Genomic DNA, 17,431 nt, shown 5'->3' with positions numbered 1-17,431 from the left:
GCCGGCGCGGTCACCACATATGCGGAACCAGACGAAAGCGCGCTTTCTGGGCGTACTCGCGGTACCCGTCCAATTCTTCGACCAGCAACTTCTCTTCGTCGCGGATACGCACGATGAGCACGATGAGTCCGGGTATCACCGGGACCAGGCCCCAATAGGAGCCGAGCGCTAGAGGAAACCCGACGATCGTGACGACGTTGCCCGTGTACATCGGGTGGCGCACCAGCCCGTACAGACCGGTCGAGACCAGCTCCTGGCCTGTCTCCACCCGGACAGTGGACGCCGCGAAGCTGTTCTGAATCACCACCAGACTGGTCACCCCGAGCCCGACGATGACCAGCACATCACCCACCAGACAGACGACCGCGGGTACCGACGACCAGCCGAATCGGTGGTCGAGGGCGCTGACCAGGAGCATCGCCGCCAGCGACGAGTACCAGCAGGCGATGAGAAGCTTCTGCACCGCCCGGGTCTCTGCCACCGGGCCCGCGTGTTTGCGCCGACGATGCGCGTCGGGGTTTGCCTGCTGGAGATAGATGGTCGGGATCCAGGTCGACAGGGCGAATACCGCCAGAAAAACCCACGCCTGCCAGTAGTCGAATGTCCCGGCGAGCAGGAACAGCACCAATCCGAATACGGCGAGTTCGACAAGACCGAATGCCAGCACCTTCGCAGTGGCTTTCACGGATACTTCTCACCTTCTGTCCGGGTCCCCGCGCAGCATCGATGACCGGCAGTCACTACCGCGGCGCACGGCTAAAACTACCGTTGGTCACCCAGATGATGTGGGCGATTGGCCCCAGGTTTTCGCGAACCGCGCGTCCGGCGTCGGCACGGTCAAAAGCGTGCCGGCCATTGCCTTTCGGGCTATCGCGGGACCACATCAGCAAAGGTGATCGCAGTGCTTTTCCAGTGGTCTGGTGCCCTCGGTGAGATTCGAACTCACACTGTACGGGTTTTGAATCCGTTTCCTCTGCCAGTTGGGATACGAGGGCGTGCGCATCGTTGGATGCTGCGGCCTACCACCATAGAGGATGGCCCCGCGCGCGCTGATCGGCGGTCGCCACGACACAATATGGGTCATGACGTCTTCCACGACCGGGTCACCGACTGACGCTGACAGGCCGCGGCGCGTAGTCGTCGCCGAGGACGAAGCGCTCATCCGGCTCGATCTGGCCGAGATGCTGCGCGAAGAGGGTTACGAAGTGGTCGGCGAGGCCGGGGACGGGCAGGAGGCGGTCGAGTTGGCCGAGAGCCTGCGGCCCGACCTGGTGATCATGGACGTCAAGATGCCCCGCCGGGACGGCATCGACGCGGCCTCCGAGATCGCAGGCAAGCGCATCGCGCCGATCGTGATGCTCACCGCGTTCAGCCAGCGCGACCTGGTCGAGCGCGCGCGTGACGCCGGAGCCATGGCGTACCTGGTGAAACCGTTCAGCATCACCGATCTGATTCCGGCCATCGAAGTCGCGGTCAGCCGGTTCAGTGAGATCACCGCGTTGGAAACCGAAGTCGCGACGCTGTCGGATCGGTTGGAGACGCGCAAACTGGTCGAGCGGGCCAAGGGTTTGCTGCAGAGCAAGCATCAGATGACCGAACCCGAGGCGTTCAAGTGGATTCAGCGGGCCGCGATGGACCGCCGCACCACGATGAAACACGTCGCCGAGGTGGTGTTGGAATCCCTCGATGAGCCCGAGGGCACGCCCGCACCGGATCAGTAGCGACCGGCGCCAGTGTTAATTGTCGGTTTCTGACGGCGCGATATCTCGCGCTCAGGCGACCCGCCTGTGATGAGCATCGCTCAACATCCCGCACCGCAGCCACACGTTGGTTATGTTTCTACCCGAAGCATCGGCGCCGGCCCGGGGTGGGCATGGTTGTCGGAGCCGCCGATAACTCTGACCCGGAGGTGAAACGTGCGCGGTCGCGTGGCACGCAAAGCATTTGCTCTCGGTAGTGCGGGCCTGATTGCGCTCAGCATTGCCGGCTGCAATCAGTCCTCGCCCGAAGAGGACGCTTCGCAATCCAATCTGAAGATCGTCGAAAAGGTGCAGATCGACGAGAACGGGGCGGAGGTCAAGGCCGCAGAAGGCGTCGCACCGGCCGATCCCGCCGGAGACGGAAAGGCCACCTGCCCGCCCGTGATGATCGGCATGATGGGCGCACTCAACGGTCCCGACTCGGCACTGGGCATCAACATCAAAAACGGCGTCCAGTTGGCGATCGACAAACACAACGCGGCCAACCCTGGCTGCCAGGTGCAGCTGAAGGCCTTTGACACCGAAGGTGATCCGCAGAAGGCCACGGGTGTGGCCCCGCAGATCGTCGACGAGCCGTTCATCATCGGTCTGGTCGGCCCGGCGTTCTCCGGTGAAACCAAAGCCACCGGCGACGTGTTCAACCAGGCCGGTCTGGTGGCCACCACCGCGTCGGCCACCAACGTCTCCCTCAGCGACAACGGGTGGCGGACGTTCTTCCGCGGCCTGGCCAATGACGGCGTGCAAGGCCCTTCGGTCGCCAACTACCTGAAGAACACCCTCAGCCACAAGAAGGTGTGCGTGGTCGACGACAGCACCGACTACGGGCTCGGGCTTGCCGAGGCAGTGCGTGAAACTCTTGAGCCAGTGGCAGATTCGGCGTGCAATATCTCGGTGAAGAAGGGTGACAAGGACTTCTCTGCCGCGGTCACCCAGATCAAGGGCGCGGCTCCTGACTCGGTTTTCTACAGCGGGTACTACTCGGAGGCCGCACCGTTTGTCCAGCAGCTGAAAGACGGCGGTGTGACGGCGACGTTCGTCAGCGCCGACGGCACGAAGGACCCCCAGTTTGTCAACCAGGCCGGTGAGTCGTCCAAGGGCGCACTGCTGTCCTGCCCGTGTGGCCCCGCGACCGGTGCCTTCGCCGATGAGTACACGCAGAAGTTCGGCCAGGCACCGGGTACCTACAGCACTGAGGGATACGACCTCGGCACGATCCTGCTGAAGGGCATCGACTCCGGTGCCATCACACGGGAGGCGCTACTGGATTACGTGCGCAAGTACGACGGTCAGGGCATCGCCCGCAAGTATCAGTGGACCGACAAGGGCGAGCTGACCACCACGCTCATCTGGATGTACGAAGTCCAGTAGTGCACTGAACGAAACGCGTCCGAGGCCGCACGAAGGACTCGGACGCGTTTCGTTCCCATCCACTTATCAGGGAGCCGCCACCGGATGATCCATCAGTGCGTCGATCAATACGCCTGCCTGGCTGCCAACATCAGCTTCAACCTGGAAGGTCTGCGACACGGCTTCTGGCAGTTGACGATCGACGGGCTGTCCTGGGGCGCCATCTATGCGCTGGTGGCGGTGGGCTACACGCTGGTGTTCGGCGTGCTGCGGCTGATCAACTTCGCCCACTCCGAGATCTTCATGCTCGGCATGTTCGGCGCGTATTTCTGCCTTGACGTGCTGCTCGGATTCACCCCCAGCGGGAACGCGTACAGCAAGGGTGTCGCGCTCACCGTGCTGTACCTGGCCGTTGCCATGCTGTTCGCGATGCTGGTCTCCGGAACGGCGGCCATCGGTCTGGAGTTCATCGCCTACCGCCCGCTACGAAAACGCAATGCCCGGTCGTTGACATTCCTCATCACTGCCATCGGAATGTCGTTTGTGCTGCAGGAATTCGTGCACTTCGTGCTGCCCAAGTTGCTCAAGGGTTACGGTGGCAGCAACGCACAGCAGCCGATCACCCTGGTTCAACCGAAGACCCAGTTCACGGTTTTCGGCGCCACGGTGTCGAACGTGACGCTGGTGATCATCGGCTCAGCGTTGGTGTTCGCACTGCTCACCGACATCGCCATCAACCGCACCAAGTTCGGACGTGGCATCCGTGCGGTGGCACAGGATTCGACCACCGCGACCCTGATGGGGGTGTCGCGGGAACGGATCATCATGACGACCTTCCTGATCGGCGGGCTGCTGGCGGGGGCGGCGGCACTGCTCTACACGCTGAAGGTGCCGCAGGGCATCATCTATTCGGGCGGCTTCCTGCTGGGCATCAAGGCCTTCGCGGCGGCGGTGCTGGGCGGCATCGGAAACCTTCGCGGTGCCCTGCTGGGCGGGTTACTGCTGGGCATCATGGAGAACTACGGCCAGGCGGTGTTCGGCACGCAGTGGCGCGACGTCGTGGCGTTCGTCCTACTGGTCCTGATCCTGTTGTTCCGCCCGACCGGCATACTCGGAGAGAGCCTGGGGAAGGCACGGGTATGAGCAACGAGCACGAGACCCGATCGGGCCGCTCGGCGGCCGCGGCGTTCCTGGCGCCCGGCGATGTCATCCGCGAGTGGTGGTCAAGTCTGCCCCGGACCATGAAATGGGTTGTCGGCCTGGTGGGGTTCACCTTGCTGGGTGCACTGCCACTGTTCACGCCCAGCTTCCTGGACACCCCCGGCATCAGCTTCGGTGGCACCATGGCGCAGTTCGCGATGGTCGCGGTCATCGCGATCGGTCTCAATGTGGTGGTTGGCCAGGCAGGCCTGCTCGACCTCGGTTACGTCGGCTTCTACGCCGTCGGCGCCTACACCGTCGCGCTGCTGACCAGCCCGTCCAGCCCCTGGAACCAGATCGGCGTGGACGGGTTCCTGCACAGTGACTGGGCCTGGTTGGCGTGCGTGCCGCTCGCCATGGCGTTCACCGCACTGGCCGGGCTGATCCTCGGGATACCGACACTTCGATTGCGCGGTGACTACCTGGCGATCGTGACGCTCGGATTCGGCGAGATCATCCGCCTGCTGGCCGACAACCTGTCCGATGTCACCAACGGCGCGCGTGGCCTGAACGAGGTTGCGTACCCGCGGTTCGGGGTCTCCGACGAGCAGCCCAGCGGTGTGTTCTCGCACGGCAACTCAAGTGGTGACGCCAACTACGGCACCTGGTGGTTCTGGCTCGGACTGATCCTGATCGTGGCCATCCTGCTGCTTGTCGGCAACCTGGAGCGCAGCCGGGTGGGTCGCGCCTGGATCGCGGTGCGTGAGGACGAGGACGCCGCGGAGGTGATGGGTGTCAACGCCTTCCGGTTCAAGTTGTGGGCGTTCGTGATCGGTGCCGCCATCGGCGGGCTCTCCGGTGCGCTCTACGCCGGCCAGGTGCAGTACGTCGCGCCGCCCACGTTCAACATCATCAACTCGATGCTGTTCCTGTGCGCCGTGGTTCTCGGCGGCCAGGGCAACAAACTCGGCGTCATTTTCGGGGCATTCATCATCGTCTATCTGCCCAACCGGCTGCTGGGGGTGGAGTTCCTCGGCATCAACATGGGAGATTTGAAGTATCTGTTCTTCGGGTTGGCGCTGGTGGTGCTGATGATCTTCCGGCCGCAGGGGCTGTTCCCGGCGCGCCAGCAACTACTGACCTACGGAAAGTCGGCCCGCCAGCTGTTGCGTGGATCGCCGGCGGAGGAGTCGACACGATGACGGAGCTTCCGGAATCCGTCGAAGAACTGGCGGGGGTGCACCGCGAGATCAACGCCGCCGAGGGCGAGACCTTGCTCCAGACACAGGAGCTGACCGTCAAGTTCGGCGGTCTGGTGGCTCTGGACTCGGTGACCTTCAATATCCGCCGCGGTGAGATTCTCGGTTTGATCGGGCCCAACGGTGCGGGCAAGACCACCTGCTTCAACGCCATCACCGGGGTGTACCGGCCCACGTCGGGCTCGGTCCTGTTCGACGGTGCGCCGTTGGGCAGGATCAAACGCCATCAGATCACCAGGCGGGGCATCGCCCGAACGTTCCAGAACATCCGGTTGTTCGGCGAGATGACCGCGCTGGAGAACGTCATGGTCGGCACCGACGCGCGGCACAAGACCTCGGTGCCTGGCGCGTTGGTGCGTACCCCTCGACACCGCCGCGAGGAGCGTTCCGCCGTCGAACGCTCCGCTGCGCTTCTGCATTTCGTGGGAATTGCGCACCGAGGTGAGGAGAAGGCCAAGAACCTTCCCTACGGGGATCAGCGTCGGCTCGAGATCGCCCGCGCCCTGGCCACCGAACCCAAACTGCTGTGCCTGGACGAGCCCGCCGCCGGGTTCAATCCCAGCGAGAAGGCCGCACTGATCGAGTTGATCCGCAAGATCCGCGACGACGGCTACACCGTGCTGTTGATCGAACATGACATGCGGCTGGTGATGGGTGTGACCGACCGGATCGTGGTGTTGGAATTCGGCCGCAAGATCGCCGATGGCCTGCCCGCGGAGATTCGCGAGGATCCGAAGGTCATCGCCGCCTACCTGGGGGTGCCCGATGACACAATCGCCTGAACCGGCGCGGCCGGTGTTGCTCGAAGTGCGCGACGCGGTCGTGCACTACGGGAGAATCGAGGCGTTGCACGGAGTTTCGCTCGTGGTGCACGAAGGCGAGCTGGTGACACTGTTGGGTTCCAACGGCGCAGGCAAGACCACGATGATGCGGGCCATCTCCGGGTTGCGTCCGTTGACGTCAGGCTCGGTGTGGTTCGAAGGACGCGACATCTCGCGGGTCAAGGCGCACCGACGGGTCGTCGACGGACTCATTCAGGCACCGGAGGGCCGCGGCGTGTTCCCGGGCATGAGCGTACTCGACAATCTTGAAATGGGTTGTTACGGGCGTAAGTTCGAATCCAAACACGAGCACCGCGAGCGATTGGACTGGGTCCTCGAGACGTTCCCCAGGTTGGCCGAGCGGCGCAGCCAGGTCGGGGGCACCCTGTCCGGTGGGGAGCAACAGATGCTGGCGATCGGCCGGGCGCTGATGGCGAGGCCGAGGGTGCTGCTGCTCGACGAGCCATCGATGGGGCTGGCCCCCATGGTGATAACGCAGATCTTCAGCATCATCTCCGATATCAACGCCCAGGGCACCACGGTGCTGCTCGTGGAACAGAATGCGCAGCAGGCGCTGAGCCGGTCAGACCGGGCGTACATTCTGGAGACCGGCGATGTCACGCGGTCCGGAGTGGCCCGGGAGCTGTTGGCCGATGACAGTATTCGCGCCGCCTACCTCGGTGTGGCCTGAGGAGGTCTCTAGGCTGAGGGAGTGACCGCACTCAAGTCGATCATTCTGTTCGTGCTGGCGGCCGTGTTGGAGATCGGCGGCGCCTGGCTGGTATGGCAGGGGGTGCGGGAACATCGCGGCTGGCTGTGGGCCGGGGCGGGCATGCTTGCCCTCGGCGCGTACGGCTTCGTGGCGGCATTTCAACCCGACGCCCATTTCGGCCGGGTGCTCGCCGCGTACGGCGGGGTGTTCATCGCCGGATCACTGTTGTGGGGAATGATCGCCGACGGATTCCGGCCCGACCGCTGGGACGTCACCGGGGCGTTGATATGTCTGGTCGGGGTCGGGCTGATCATGTACGCACCGCGTTGAGGAACTGAGATCAGGCGAGCGCGATCGTCTTTTGGAGGTCGTCGCGGCTCAGACCCATCGGGTCAGTTAACCGCCGGCCGTGTGATCGCCACAGACTGCGCTCACCGCTTCGTCGATGATGGCCCGCATCGCCTGTTCGGCACGCTGTTCGTCACCCAACCGGACGGCGCGGGCGACTTGATCGTGCAACTCGATAGCCTCCGGATTGGGGATGGCAGGCATCATGCCGTGGTGCGTGCGGCCCGCCAGGACCTCGGCCACCACATCATTGAGGGCGCGGAACATCTCGTTACCGCTGGCTTCCAGCAGAGTCTGGTGAAAGACCTTGTCTGCCTGCAGATATGATTCCAGATCGCCGGACCGTCCGTGTATCACCATGTCCGACACGGCGGCTGCCATGATGCGGCACTGGTCCAGGTTCGCCCGACGGGCAGCGAGTGCGGCTGCGACCGGTTCGAAGCCCCGCCTCAGTTCGGAGAGCGACACCAGCTGGGCGGCCCGGTCGCCGGATTCCAGGCGCCAACGAATCAGCCTGGGGTCGAACATGTTCCATTTGGTCGACGGCTGAATGGTGATCCCGACCCGACGGCGCGATTCGATCATGCCCATCGACTCCAGTACCCGGATCGCCTCGCGGGCCACGCTGCGCGACACCCCGTGATGCGCGCTCACCCCCTCCAGCGTGAGTACCTGCCCGCAGGCCAGTTCGCCCGAGACGATCCCGGCGCCGAGCGCGGTCAGGAGGCTGCCGTGCAGCGCGCCGACATGGGATGGCTGGGACACCCATACATCGTGTCATACCGGTGTCGGGCTCGATTAAAAACACATTAAAGGAGATTTTTCTTGCAAAGATCTGATCTTTGAGCGATGCTATGTGACGGCAACCACAATCGTGAGGCGGAATGTATGGGTTCACCGATCGTCGTCATGGGCGTTTCCGGCTCGGGCAAATCGACTGTCGGCGCCGCACTGGCTCAGCGACTGCGTGTGCCGTTCGCAGATGCCGACGACTTCCACCCGCAGGCCAACATCGCCAAGATGACCGCAGGGCACCCCCTCAACGATGAGGACCGCCATCCCTGGCTGGAAGCGCTGGGGGACTGGCTCGCCGAACACGACGCCGGCGGCGTCATGAGCTGTTCGGCGCTCAAGCGCAAATATCGCGATCAGCTGCGCCGGCACAACCCGAACGTCAGCTTCCTGCATCTCACCGGATCGCTCGAGGTCATCGGTCGGCGACAAGCCAGTCGCCCCGGGCACTTCATGCCGGCAGCATTACTGGCCTCTCAGTTCGAGACGCTCGAACCGCTGGACTCCGATGAGGCCGGCATCGTCATCGACGTCGATCAGAGTATCGATTCGATCATCGAGACCTACATGGCCCGAGCCGCCAACCCCACAACAGAACAGGACCGTTGATGACCTCTGAGCTCACCTATCTTGCGGCCGGCACCGAGCTGGCCGAGCCTGTCGCCGCCGGATGGCAGTTGGTGCTGGCCGCGCTGGCCGGCATCGCGTTGATCGTCGTGCTGATCACTGTCGCGAAGCTGCATCCGTTCCTCGGGTTGATCTTCGGTGCGCTCACGGTCGGCGTGGCCGCTGGGGTGAACGTCGGGTCGGTCCTCGACTCGTTCGGCGACGGCTTCGGTTCCACCGCGGCCGGTGTCGGTATCTTGATCGCGCTCGGTGCGATGTTCGCGAAACTGCTTGCCGATTCCGGTGGTGCCGACGAGATAGTGGACACCATCGTCGGACACGCATCCCCGAGGGCGCTGCCGTGGGCGATGGCGTTGGTGGGCGCCATCATTGGTCTGCCGATGTTCTTCGAGATCGGCCTGGTGCTGCTGATGCCGGTGATCTACCTGGTCGCCCGACGCTCGCAGTTGTCGCTGATCACCGTCGGAATCCCGGCATTGGCAGGCCTTTCAGTGATGCACGGCTTGGTGCCGCCCCACCCCGGCCCGCTGACCGCCATCGATCTGCTGCACGCCGATCTCGGTGTCACGCTGGCCCTGGGCGTTGCCGTCGCCATCCCGACGCTGATACTGGCCGGTCCGCTGTTCGGCAAGCTGGCCGGTCGCTGGGTCGTGCTCGAGGTACCCGACCGCTTCGATGCCGATGACCTGTCCGGAGCGGGCAACGGAGGCGGCAACGGAGGCGGCAACGGAGGCGGCACCCTGACCGCTACCGAGACCAAAGTGCGTCCCAGCTTCGGCATCACGATGTTCAGCGTGCTGCTGCCTGTTGCGTTGATGATGGGCAAGGCCTTGGCCGACATCTTCATCGACGACGAGAACAATCTGTTGCGCCAGATCTTCGACATCCTGGGCCGCCCGCTGATGGCTCTGCTGATCGCAGTCATCGTCGGCATGTTCACGCTGGGACGCGGCGCCGCGATGACGCGGAATCAGCTCGTCAAGTGCATCGAAAGTTCGCTGCCGCCGGTGGCGGGCATCATCCTGATCGTCGCGGCTGGCGGCGGGTTCAAGCAGGTGCTGGTCGACACGGGCATCGGCACCCTGCTGGCCGAATGGGCCAAGGGTGCAGCCATTCCGGTCGTCGTGCTGGCGTGGGTTCTGGCCGTGCTGATTCGCCTGGCCACCGGCTCGGCCACGGTCGCCACGATCACGGCGTCATCGTTGATGCTGGGCCTGGTCGAGGGGATGAGCACCGGCGAGGTCTCGCTGGTCGTGCTTGCGGTCGGCGCAGGCTCGCTGTTCTTCTCCCACGTCAACGACGCCGGGTTCTGGCTCGTCAAGGAGTATTTCGGGATGTCCGTCGGCCAGACCATCAAGTCCTGGTCGATCATGGAGACCGTACTGTCCGTCGCCGGTCTGATCTTCGTACTCCTGCTAAGCATCTTCATCTAGCCGAGCAGACACTAAAGCCCCCGAAACGTGGCCGTTTCGGGGGCTTTAGTGTCTGCTCGCCGGGTGGGCTCAGCTCTTGACGACCTGCGTGCCGCCCGCGAACTCGTCGTGCTTGCCCTGCTTGGTCGGGCTGCCGCTGATGGTCACCGCGATCACGATCATCGCCACGACCCCGAGGAACCCACCGACCAGCGGGATGATCGGCAGGAGTGTGAAGGCATTGCGGATCGCGGACTGAGCTGCGGTGGGCTTGGACGCGCCACCCGGCCCGCGCACCGACAGGCCGAGCATCTTCTTGCCCGGCGTCCACCCCTGCGTGGTCTCGAATCCCACGTAGTAGACGAACATCAGCAGGCCCGTGAACAAGCCGGTCACCCAGATGCTGGAAAGCGAGTCGGTGAAGAGGGACAGAAAGAACGAGACGATGCCCACGATGATGCCGTCGATGACGCGGGCGAAAAACCGCCGTGCCAACCCACCCGGCGGCTGGGCACCGTAAGGCGGCGGTGGGTATCCGCCAGGTTGTCCGTACTGTCCCGGTTGCGGTTGGAAGTCGCCCGTTGTCATACCGTCAAAGTTACCGTTTGCGGAGCCTCCCGACGCGGGTCCGTGCGACGTCGGCCAGTTCCGTTCCGCGTTCGCGTGCGGTTTCGGTCATTTCGGGGGCCCGTTCGCGGGCGACGTGGGCCAGTTCGGTCGCGCGTTCCCGCGCCGCCTCGGCGAGTTCGGGCGTGCGCGCCCGGGCGACCTCGGCCAGTTCGGTCGCGCGTTCGCGCGCCACCTCGGCAAGCTCACCGCCGCGCTCCCGGGCGACGTGGGCCAGTTCTACCCCGCGCTCCGAACCGGCCTGCAGGCCGTGCCCGATCTTCTCGGCCACCTCACTGTCTGCGAGCGATCCGCCGGTGCTGCCGCCCACGGGCAGCGCCGCGGAGACGGTGTCCGACACTCTGCGGGCGGCGCGCCGGCCGCGCCAGCCCAGCGACGGCTTGCCCTCGGTGTCGACGGCGGCGATTATCAACCCGCCGATCAGGCTGACATCGGTGAGGAACGCGCGGCGTTCGTCGGCTTGACGCTGCGGGTCGGCCTCCTCCCAAAACTTATGCGCACCAAGGCTCCCAGGAAGAACGCTCAGTGCCAGCGCCGCAGAGGTCAGCCGGGGGAGTCTGCCGGTGGCCAGCAGCAATCCGCCGCCGACCTGGACGGCTGCAGTGATACGGGCGACTGTTTCGGCACTCGGCGGGGCGCTGGGTGCGACGGGCGGGGGCAGCTTGCTCAACATCGCGAGCGTGGGCCGGGCCGCGTCGGCTGCGGGTTTCGGGCTGCGCAGGGCATCGACACCGCGCGCGATGAACGTCGCAGACAACATGGGCCGGGCGATTCGTCTGATCAACATGCCTCTAAGTGTTCCCAAACAGAGGTACGGCAAACCACCACGTTTCACTGCAGCTCCGTCGGTGGCAGCGCGCCGAGCCGCGGCGTGGTCGTCGGTACGGGCAGGAGCGCCTTCACGTAGTAACTTCGCAGGTGTGTCTCTAGTTGCCGGTATCGACTCGTCCACACAATCCTGCAAGGTGGTGATCTGCGACGCCGAGGACGGCACCGTCATCCGGTCTGCCTCGACGCCGCACCCCGATGGAACCGAGATCGATCCGCGCCATTGGTGGTCGGCCCTTCAGTCCGCTATCAGCGCAGCGGGCGGCCTCGATGATGTCGACGCAGTATCGGTGGCTGCCCAGCAACATGGCATGGTGTGCCTCGACAAGTCAGGCTCGGTGGTGCGGGATGCATTGCTGTGGAATGACATCCGATCGGCGGCCAGTGCGGTCGACCTGACGGCCGAATTGGGCGGGCCGGAGCAGTGGGCCGAGCGGGTCGGTGTGGTCCCGGTGGCCTCGATCACCGCGACGAAGTTGCGGTGGCTGGCCGATGAGGAGCCCGGCCACGCCGATGCCACCGCGGCGGTCTGTCTTCCCCATGACTGGCTCAGCTGGCGGCTGACCGGTTCGACGGACATCGCGGACCTTGCCACCGATCGCAGCGATGCCAGTGGCACGGGCTATTTTTCCGCGCAGACCGACAGCTATCAGCATGATCTGCTGGAGCTGGCATTGCGGGGCCGGCGTCCTGTGCTCCCGAAGGTCCTCGGACCTCGTGATACCGCAGGACGGATGCCCGCCGGTGCGATCATCGGCCCGGGGGCCGGCGACAACGCAGCCGCGGCGCTGGGCCTGGGTGCCGGCCCGGGAGACTGCGTCATATCCCTCGGTACTTCCGGAGTGGTCAGTGCGGTGGGTGACGCCGCGCCACACGATCCGGAGGGCATCGTCGCGGGGTTCGCCGACGCCACCGGGCGTCAATTGCCATTGGTGTGCACACTCAACGGGGCGCCGGTGCTGGCCGCGACGGCGGCGATGCTGCGGGTGGGCTTCGAGGAACTGGACCGACTCGCATTGTCGGCGCCCGCCGGTGCCGACGGGCTCACCCTGGTGCCGTATCTGGAGGGCGAGCGTTCACCGAATCTGCCGGGCGCCAACGGAGCGCTGCACGGCGTTACGGCACGGAACTTCAGCTCCGCGAATGTCGCCCGCGCGGCGGTGGAGGGACTGTTGGCTTCGATGGCCTACTGCATTGACAAGATCGCCGGTCAGGGCGTCGAGGTCGATCGGGTGATCCTCATCGGCGGGGGAGCGAGGTCTGAAGCCGTCCGGCAGATCGCTCCGGCTGTCCTGGGGCGGCCGGTGGATGTGCCTCCTCCGGCCGAATACGTCGCGCTCGGTGCGGCCCGTCAGGCCGCCTGGACATTGGGGCACCAGGATTCGCCCCCGCCATGGGTCCTCGGCCAGACCAGTCAGTACACCGCCGGGGCCACCCCCGAGGTGATCGCCCGGTACCGGGCTGCCCAGTCGCTGACTTTGGGGCAGTGAACCACGATTGTCTGTCCGGGAATGCCGAACCGATGTGCGACGATGCGCCAATGACGGAGTCCGTGGCCCACTTCACGCAGTCCAGCGAGGATTGCTTCCTGCCCACCCGCTTTGCCCAGAGCCATTGGGGAGAGGATCACCTCAACGGGCCGGCTTTGGTCGGGCTCGCCGCGTGGGCGTTGGAGTCGCACTACGGTCTGGCCGAATTTCTACCGGCCCGCCTGACCGTCGACCTGTTCAAGGCGGCCCGGGGTGTGCCGACGACCACGAAGGTGGCGCTGGTGCGCGACGGTCGCCGGGTTCGCAATTCAGAGTGCGAGTTGGTGCAGGACGGTGTGACGGTCGCCCGCGCCACGCTCGTGCAGTACCGCATATCGGCAGCTCCGCACGGCGAAGAATGGGTTGACACGCCGCAGTTTGAACCGCCGGCCGCGATGGATGATGCGGTGATGACCTATATCGGCAGTGATGAGGCGGGGTGGAGCCGGTCGATCGCCGACCATCAGAACGCCTCCCGCAAACGATTCATGAATCGAACCATCACTGTGATTGACGGCCAACCGAATTCGCCGTTCGTACGCGCAGCGATGGCGGCCGAGGGCACCAGCCTGGTGACCAACCGGGGCACCCACGGGGTCGGGTACATCAACGGGGACCTCACGGTGGCGCTGTCCCGGTTGCCCGGTGATGAGTGGATCGGCGTCGAAGCGGATTCGCACTGGGCGGCCGACGGGATCGCGGTCGGTGCGTCGACCCTGTTCGACCAGTCGGGCCCCTTCGGCACCGGGCTCGTCACGGCGGTCAGCAACCCGGCGGCACAGATCGACTTTGCCAACGATCCGTTCCCGGAGCGCAGCGCACCGCGGTGAACCGAGGCATTCCGGCGTCGAAGTAGGGTTGACCCGTGGAACTGCTGCTCGGAATCGATATCGGGACGGGAAGCACCAAGGGCGTCCTGGTCGACGTGACCGGTTCGGTCATCGCCACTGAAACCATCCCCCATTCGATGGACCTCCCGCGGCCGGGCTGGGCCGAGGTCGACGCGGAGAATCTGTGGTGGCGCGAGATTTGCCAGATCAGCAACGCTCTGATGGCACGCATGCCCGGCGGGGGTGTGTTGGCCGGGATGTGTGTCAGTGGAGTCGGTCCATGCCTGGTGCTGTGCGACTCAGACCTGCGCCCGCTGCGGCCGGCGATCCTGTATGGCATCGACACGCGAGCGGCAGCCGAGATCGAGGCTCTGACCGCCGAATTGGGTGAGGCGAACATCCTCGAGCAGGGCGGCACGCTGCTGTCCAGCCAGGCTGTGGGCCCCAAACTCGAGTGGGTGCGCCGCCACGAACCGGAGGTGTTCGAACGGGCCGCGGGCTGGTACGGGTCGAACTCCTATATCGCCGCCAAACTCACCGGCGAGTACGTGATGGACCATCACACGGCCAGCCAGTGCGACCCGCTCTACGCCACCCGTGAGTTCACGTGGAATCTGCCGTGGGCCCAACGTATCTGCGGCCATCTGCCATTACCGCGGCTGGTGTGGCCGAGCGATGTGGTGGGCACCGTGACCGCCCTGGCCGCCGCGGACACGGGGGTGCCGGCCGGCACCCCGGTATCGGCGGGCACGGTGGACGCCTACTCCGAGGCATTCTCGGTCGGCGTGCGGCGGCCCGGTGATCTGATGCTGATGTACGGATCGACGATGTTTCTGGTCCAGATCATCAACGAGTACCACAGCGATCCGGTGTTGTGGACGACCGCCGGGGTGGAGCGCGGCACGCGCGCGCTGGCCGCGGGAACCTCGACGGCAGGCAGCCTGATCGGCTGGTTGCAGACGGTGACCGGGGGTGCTTCGTTCGACGAGCTGATGACGGAGGCGCGGGAGGTGCCGCCCGGCAGCGAAGGTTTGCTGATACTGCCTTACCTGGCGGGGGAGCGCACCCCGGTCTTCGATGCGCAGGCCCGCGGCGTGGTGGCCGGATTGACGCTGCGGCATGGCCGCGGACATCTCTTCCGGGCCGCCTACGAAGGCATTTCGTTCGGTATCCGGCAGATCCTCGAACGGTTCGGCGATGCACACACCGCCACCCGGACGGTGGCCGTCGGTGGCGGTCTGCGCAGCCCCATCTGGGCGCAGGCGCTCAGTGACATCACCGGCCGTCCGCAGTTGGTCCCCGAACAGGCGATCGGAGCCAGCTACGGCGACGCCTTGCTCGCCGCGATCGGCACGGGGCTGGTGCCAGCTGACACGGACTGGGCCAGGATCGACAGGGAGATCACCCCGGATCCGCGCCATCGCGGTCTGTATGACGACTTGTATGCGACCTGGCTGGAGTTGTACCCGGCCACCAAAGACCAGGTACACCGGCTGGCGAATCAACCCATCGTGTAACCGCCGTCAATGGGGATGTCCACACCGTTGATCATGCTGGCGGCGTCGGAGGCCAACCAGACCACAGTGTCGGACACTTCATGTGGTACAGCGAAGCGGCCCAACGGAATCCGGGCGATCATGGGTGCGGCCTTGGCTTCTTCGCCCCATACCCGCTGTCCCATTTCGGTGAGCACCACCGTCGGGCAGACCGAGTTGGCCCGGATGCCGTGCGGCCCGAGTTCACGCGCGAGCACCTTGGTCGCCATCACCAGGCCTGCCTTCGAGGCGCAGTAGGCGTAGTGGTCGGGCAGCGGCGCCAATGCGGCCGCGGAAGCCACCGTGATGATGGATCCGCCGGTGCCGGCGGCGACCATCGCGGCCCCGACCGCCGAGGCGAGCAGCGCCGGTGCGCGCAGATTGACCGCGATGGTCGCGTCGAACAGCACCGGGTCGGTGTCGACGGCCGGTTGCGGATGGGAAACGCCGGCGTTGTTCACCAGGATGTCCAGTCCGCCGAATGCCGCTGCGCCCTGACGGGCCAGCTCGCTCGGGCCGTCAGGTGTCGCCAGATCGACTGCGGCGGTGTGCACTTCGACGCCGAACTCCTCTCGTAGCGCCTCTCTGGCCGCCGACAGCTCGCCGGTGTCGCGGCCGCTGAGGACCAGACCGGCGCCCGCACCGGCGAAGGCACGGGCGATATCGGCGCCGATACCTTTGGTGGCGCCGGTGATGAGCGCGCGTTTCCCGTCCAGACGAAGTGCCCCGGCATATCGAGGATCGGTATGGGTGCTCATGTCGACTCCGTGGTCTTGAGAATGGCTGTTGCGGTGGCCGGATCGGTGATCAGCTGGTTGAAGTACCCGCCGCGGGCACCGGCGACGATCGACTCGACCTTGTCCTTGCCGATCGCGACCGCGATGGAGACCGGAACATGACGCAGTACACCGAGTTCCACGGCGATGAGCCGGTCACTGCCGTTGAATTCGACCGGTTCGCCTGCCCGGTCGTAGAAGCGGGAGCAGACGTCACCGATCGCCGATCGCAGCGAGCTCGAGCCGGTCGGCACGAACTGGGGGATATCGGAACGCATCAGGGGTGGCGCGCCCACGCCCATCAGCGCGCACCTGGCCCGGGGCCAAAGGTGCAGCACCCGTTGAATACTGGGGTCGTTGGTCAGCGAAGGGTGCAGGTCAGCACCCGGCAGGGCGGGCGCGAACAGATAGTTCGGCCGGCCATTGACCCGATTCGCCACCAGGCGGGTGATCTCATTGGTCTGGTACCACTCCTCGGGCTGGTCGGTGCCACCCACGGTGGGCGCGACCAGTACGCCGGGCAGGTCCACGAGTTCGTGTTGGGCGACTTCGTAGACGGTTCGGCCGGACGAGACCAGCAGCACGTCACCTGGCAGCAGCCCGGCCGCCGCCAACGCCCGGCCGACCGCGGGCGCCAGTACACCGCCCATCACGTCCACCGCGGTGCGACCCGGCCCCGGGTTGGGTAGCGGGTGGCTGAGAATGACCCGGTCCAGGGACAGGGCGCGGGCGAGTTCGTCGGCGATGTCGCCGGAACCCAACTCGGCCGGGGGCACCACCTCGATCCGGACGATGCCACGTCGCTTCGCTTCGGCCAGAAGCCGGCTGACGGTTGCCCGGCTGGTTCCCAACTGCCCCGCGACGTCCGCCTGGGTGGCGTCCTCGTTGTAGTACAGCTTCGCTGCGGCGTAGAGCAAAGAGGCTGGAAAATGGCCTGATTCGGCCGGTGTCGACTGACCGTCGGCACCGGCAGCAGAGGTCGGCTGCACAGAACGGGGCACGTGACGAGTATCGCACTGAACATATGTTCTTGGTCAAGGGTTCTCTGAACAGCTGTTCTGGACATATGTGCATAGGTTGGTTAACGT

At 65.4% G+C, this 17,431-nt stretch carries 18 protein-coding genes and 1 tRNA gene; 12 read left to right on the top strand and 7 right to left on the bottom strand.

The window, feature by feature from the left end; translation table 11 throughout:
- Nucleotides 1–10 precede the first annotated feature (10 nt).
- Both M1247_RS30210 and M1247_RS30205 read right to left on the bottom strand, forming a co-directional pair.
- Nucleotides 11–685, bottom strand: a complete 675-nt coding sequence (locus tag M1247_RS30210) for a methyltransferase family protein (RefSeq protein ID WP_317160101.1) — start codon at nucleotides 683–685, stop codon at nucleotides 11–13.
- Between the two features lie 233 nt (nucleotides 686–918).
- Nucleotides 919–995: transfer RNA gene (locus tag M1247_RS30205), tRNA-Leu, on the bottom strand.
- 87 nt (nucleotides 996–1,082) lie between these two features.
- On the opposite strand from M1247_RS30205, the gene M1247_RS30200 reads away from it, so the two are divergent.
- The 7 genes from M1247_RS30200 to M1247_RS30170 all read left to right on the top strand — a co-directional run bounded on the left by M1247_RS30200 (nucleotide 1,083) and on the right by M1247_RS30170 (nucleotide 7,369).
- A complete protein-coding gene (locus M1247_RS30200) occupies nucleotides 1,083–1,721 on the top strand; it encodes a two-component system response regulator PdtaR (protein WP_317160100.1) in 639 nt (212 codons plus the stop codon).
- A gap of 195 nt (nucleotides 1,722–1,916) precedes the next feature.
- Nucleotides 1,917–3,128 (top strand): branched-chain amino acid ABC transporter substrate-binding protein, encoded by a 1,212-nt coding sequence (locus M1247_RS30195; RefSeq protein WP_317160099.1) that lies wholly within the window; start codon nucleotides 1,917–1,919, stop codon nucleotides 3,126–3,128.
- Nucleotides 3,129–3,212: 84 nt separating this feature from the next.
- Nucleotides 3,213–4,250, top strand: coding sequence for a branched-chain amino acid ABC transporter permease (locus M1247_RS30190; RefSeq protein ID WP_317160098.1), 1,038 nt, complete (start codon nucleotides 3,213–3,215; stop codon nucleotides 4,248–4,250).
- Nucleotides 4,247–5,449: a branched-chain amino acid ABC transporter permease gene (locus M1247_RS30185; RefSeq protein WP_317160097.1), complete on the top strand. Its 1,203-nt coding sequence runs from the start codon at nucleotides 4,247–4,249 to the stop codon at nucleotides 5,447–5,449. Before M1247_RS30190 ends, M1247_RS30185 begins: the two co-directional genes overlap by 4 nt.
- The gene (locus tag M1247_RS30180) at nucleotides 5,446–6,288 is read left to right on the top strand and encodes an ABC transporter ATP-binding protein (RefSeq protein WP_317160096.1); all 843 of its coding nucleotides are present in this window, start codon (nucleotides 5,446–5,448) and stop codon (nucleotides 6,286–6,288) included. Before M1247_RS30185 ends, M1247_RS30180 begins: the two co-directional genes overlap by 4 nt.
- Entirely contained in the window at nucleotides 6,272–7,018 is a 747-nt protein-coding gene (locus M1247_RS30175) for an ABC transporter ATP-binding protein (protein WP_317160095.1), read from the top strand. Before M1247_RS30180 ends, M1247_RS30175 begins: the two co-directional genes overlap by 17 nt.
- Nucleotides 7,019–7,039: 21 nt before the next feature.
- Complete coding sequence (locus M1247_RS30170) at nucleotides 7,040–7,369, top strand: YnfA family protein (RefSeq protein ID WP_317160094.1); 330 nt, start codon at nucleotides 7,040–7,042, stop codon at nucleotides 7,367–7,369.
- A 66-nt stretch (nucleotides 7,370–7,435) separates the two neighbouring features.
- Here the strand turns inward: M1247_RS30170 and M1247_RS30165 are convergent, their stop codons facing one another.
- Nucleotides 7,436–8,152 carry a FadR/GntR family transcriptional regulator gene (locus M1247_RS30165; protein WP_317160093.1) on the bottom strand — a complete coding sequence of 239 codons (717 nt, stop codon included), beginning with the start codon at nucleotides 8,150–8,152 and terminating at the stop codon, nucleotides 7,436–7,438.
- Between the two features lie 123 nt (nucleotides 8,153–8,275).
- Here M1247_RS30165 and M1247_RS30160 point away from each other — a divergent pair, with 123 nt between their 5' ends.
- Nucleotides 8,276–8,788 carry a gluconokinase gene (locus tag M1247_RS30160; protein ID WP_317160092.1) on the top strand — a complete coding sequence of 171 codons (513 nt, stop codon included), beginning with the start codon at nucleotides 8,276–8,278 and terminating at the stop codon, nucleotides 8,786–8,788.
- Complete coding sequence (locus M1247_RS30155; protein ID WP_317160091.1) at nucleotides 8,788–10,239, top strand: GntP family permease; 1,452 nt, start codon at nucleotides 8,788–8,790, stop codon at nucleotides 10,237–10,239. The genes M1247_RS30160 and M1247_RS30155 overlap by 1 nt, the downstream gene beginning before the upstream one ends.
- 69 nt (nucleotides 10,240–10,308) lie before the next feature.
- Here M1247_RS30155 and M1247_RS30150 read toward each other — a convergent pair whose 3' ends face one another.
- Together M1247_RS30150 and M1247_RS30145 are read right to left on the bottom strand one after the other, a co-directional pair.
- On the bottom strand, nucleotides 10,309–10,806 hold the full coding sequence (locus tag M1247_RS30150) for an RDD family protein (RefSeq protein WP_317160090.1): 498 nt from the start codon (nucleotides 10,804–10,806) through the stop codon (nucleotides 10,309–10,311).
- A 10-nt stretch (nucleotides 10,807–10,816) separates the two neighbouring features.
- On the bottom strand, nucleotides 10,817–11,632 hold the full coding sequence (locus M1247_RS30145) for a DoxX family membrane protein (protein WP_317160089.1): 816 nt from the start codon (nucleotides 11,630–11,632) through the stop codon (nucleotides 10,817–10,819).
- 133 nt (nucleotides 11,633–11,765) lie between these two features.
- Here M1247_RS30145 and xylB point away from each other — a divergent pair, with 133 nt between their 5' ends.
- Genes xylB through M1247_RS30130 form a run of 3 tightly spaced genes read left to right on the top strand, consistent with a single transcriptional unit; the run spans nucleotide 11,766 to nucleotide 15,549 of the window.
- The gene (gene xylB, locus M1247_RS30140) at nucleotides 11,766–13,163 is read left to right on the top strand and encodes a xylulokinase (RefSeq protein WP_317160088.1); all 1,398 of its coding nucleotides are present in this window, start codon (nucleotides 11,766–11,768) and stop codon (nucleotides 13,161–13,163) included.
- A 50-nt stretch (nucleotides 13,164–13,213) separates the two neighbouring features.
- Nucleotides 13,214–14,032, top strand: coding sequence for an acyl-CoA thioesterase domain-containing protein (locus tag M1247_RS30135; RefSeq protein WP_317160087.1), 819 nt, complete (start codon nucleotides 13,214–13,216; stop codon nucleotides 14,030–14,032).
- 35 nt (nucleotides 14,033–14,067) lie between these two features.
- Nucleotides 14,068–15,549 carry an FGGY-family carbohydrate kinase gene (locus M1247_RS30130; protein ID WP_317160086.1) on the top strand — a complete coding sequence of 494 codons (1,482 nt, stop codon included), beginning with the start codon at nucleotides 14,068–14,070 and terminating at the stop codon, nucleotides 15,547–15,549.
- Here the strand turns inward: M1247_RS30130 and M1247_RS30125 are convergent.
- Together M1247_RS30125 and M1247_RS30120 are read right to left on the bottom strand one after the other, a co-directional pair.
- Entirely contained in the window at nucleotides 15,534–16,325 is a 792-nt protein-coding gene (locus M1247_RS30125) for an SDR family NAD(P)-dependent oxidoreductase (protein ID WP_317160085.1), read from the bottom strand. The two genes, M1247_RS30130 and M1247_RS30125, sit on opposite strands and share 16 nt — an antisense overlap.
- Nucleotides 16,322–17,344 (bottom strand): sugar-binding transcriptional regulator, encoded by a 1,023-nt coding sequence (locus M1247_RS30120; protein WP_317160084.1) that lies wholly within the window; start codon nucleotides 17,342–17,344, stop codon nucleotides 16,322–16,324. The genes M1247_RS30125 and M1247_RS30120 overlap by 4 nt, the downstream gene beginning before the upstream one ends.
- Nucleotides 17,345–17,431: the final 87 nt, after the last annotated feature.

This window comes from Mycobacterium appelbergii (assembly GCF_032883035.1).
Classification (GTDB): domain Bacteria; phylum Actinomycetota; class Actinomycetes; order Mycobacteriales; family Mycobacteriaceae; genus Mycobacterium; species Mycobacterium appelbergii.
The sequence above is the reverse complement of the archived record's forward strand: the minus strand, read 5'-3'. Positions and strand labels throughout refer to the sequence as shown.

Coding starts and splice junctions, on each gene's coding strand:
- M1247_RS30200 (WP_317160100.1), top strand. CDS start 1,083: ATGACGTCTTCCACGACCGGGTCACCGACTGACGCTGACAGGCCGCGG.
- M1247_RS30190 (WP_317160098.1), top strand. CDS start 3,213: ATGATCCATCAGTGCGTCGATCAATACGCCTGCCTGGCTGCCAACATC.
- M1247_RS30185 (WP_317160097.1), top strand. CDS start 4,247: ATGAGCAACGAGCACGAGACCCGATCGGGCCGCTCGGCGGCCGCGGCG.
- M1247_RS30180 (WP_317160096.1), top strand. CDS start 5,446: ATGACGGAGCTTCCGGAATCCGTCGAAGAACTGGCGGGGGTGCACCGC.
- M1247_RS30175 (WP_317160095.1), top strand. CDS start 6,272: ATGACACAATCGCCTGAACCGGCGCGGCCGGTGTTGCTCGAAGTGCGC.
- M1247_RS30160 (WP_317160092.1), top strand. CDS start 8,276: ATGGGTTCACCGATCGTCGTCATGGGCGTTTCCGGCTCGGGCAAATCG.
- M1247_RS30155 (WP_317160091.1), top strand. CDS start 8,788: ATGACCTCTGAGCTCACCTATCTTGCGGCCGGCACCGAGCTGGCCGAG.
- M1247_RS30150 (WP_317160090.1), bottom strand. CDS start 10,806: ATGACAACGGGCGACTTCCAACCGCAACCGGGACAGTACGGACAACCT.
- M1247_RS30145 (WP_317160089.1), bottom strand. CDS start 11,632: ATGTTGATCAGACGAATCGCCCGGCCCATGTTGTCTGCGACGTTCATC.
- M1247_RS30135 (WP_317160087.1), top strand. CDS start 13,214: ATGACGGAGTCCGTGGCCCACTTCACGCAGTCCAGCGAGGATTGCTTC.
- M1247_RS30125 (WP_317160085.1), bottom strand. CDS start 16,325: ATGAGCACCCATACCGATCCTCGATATGCCGGGGCACTTCGTCTGGAC.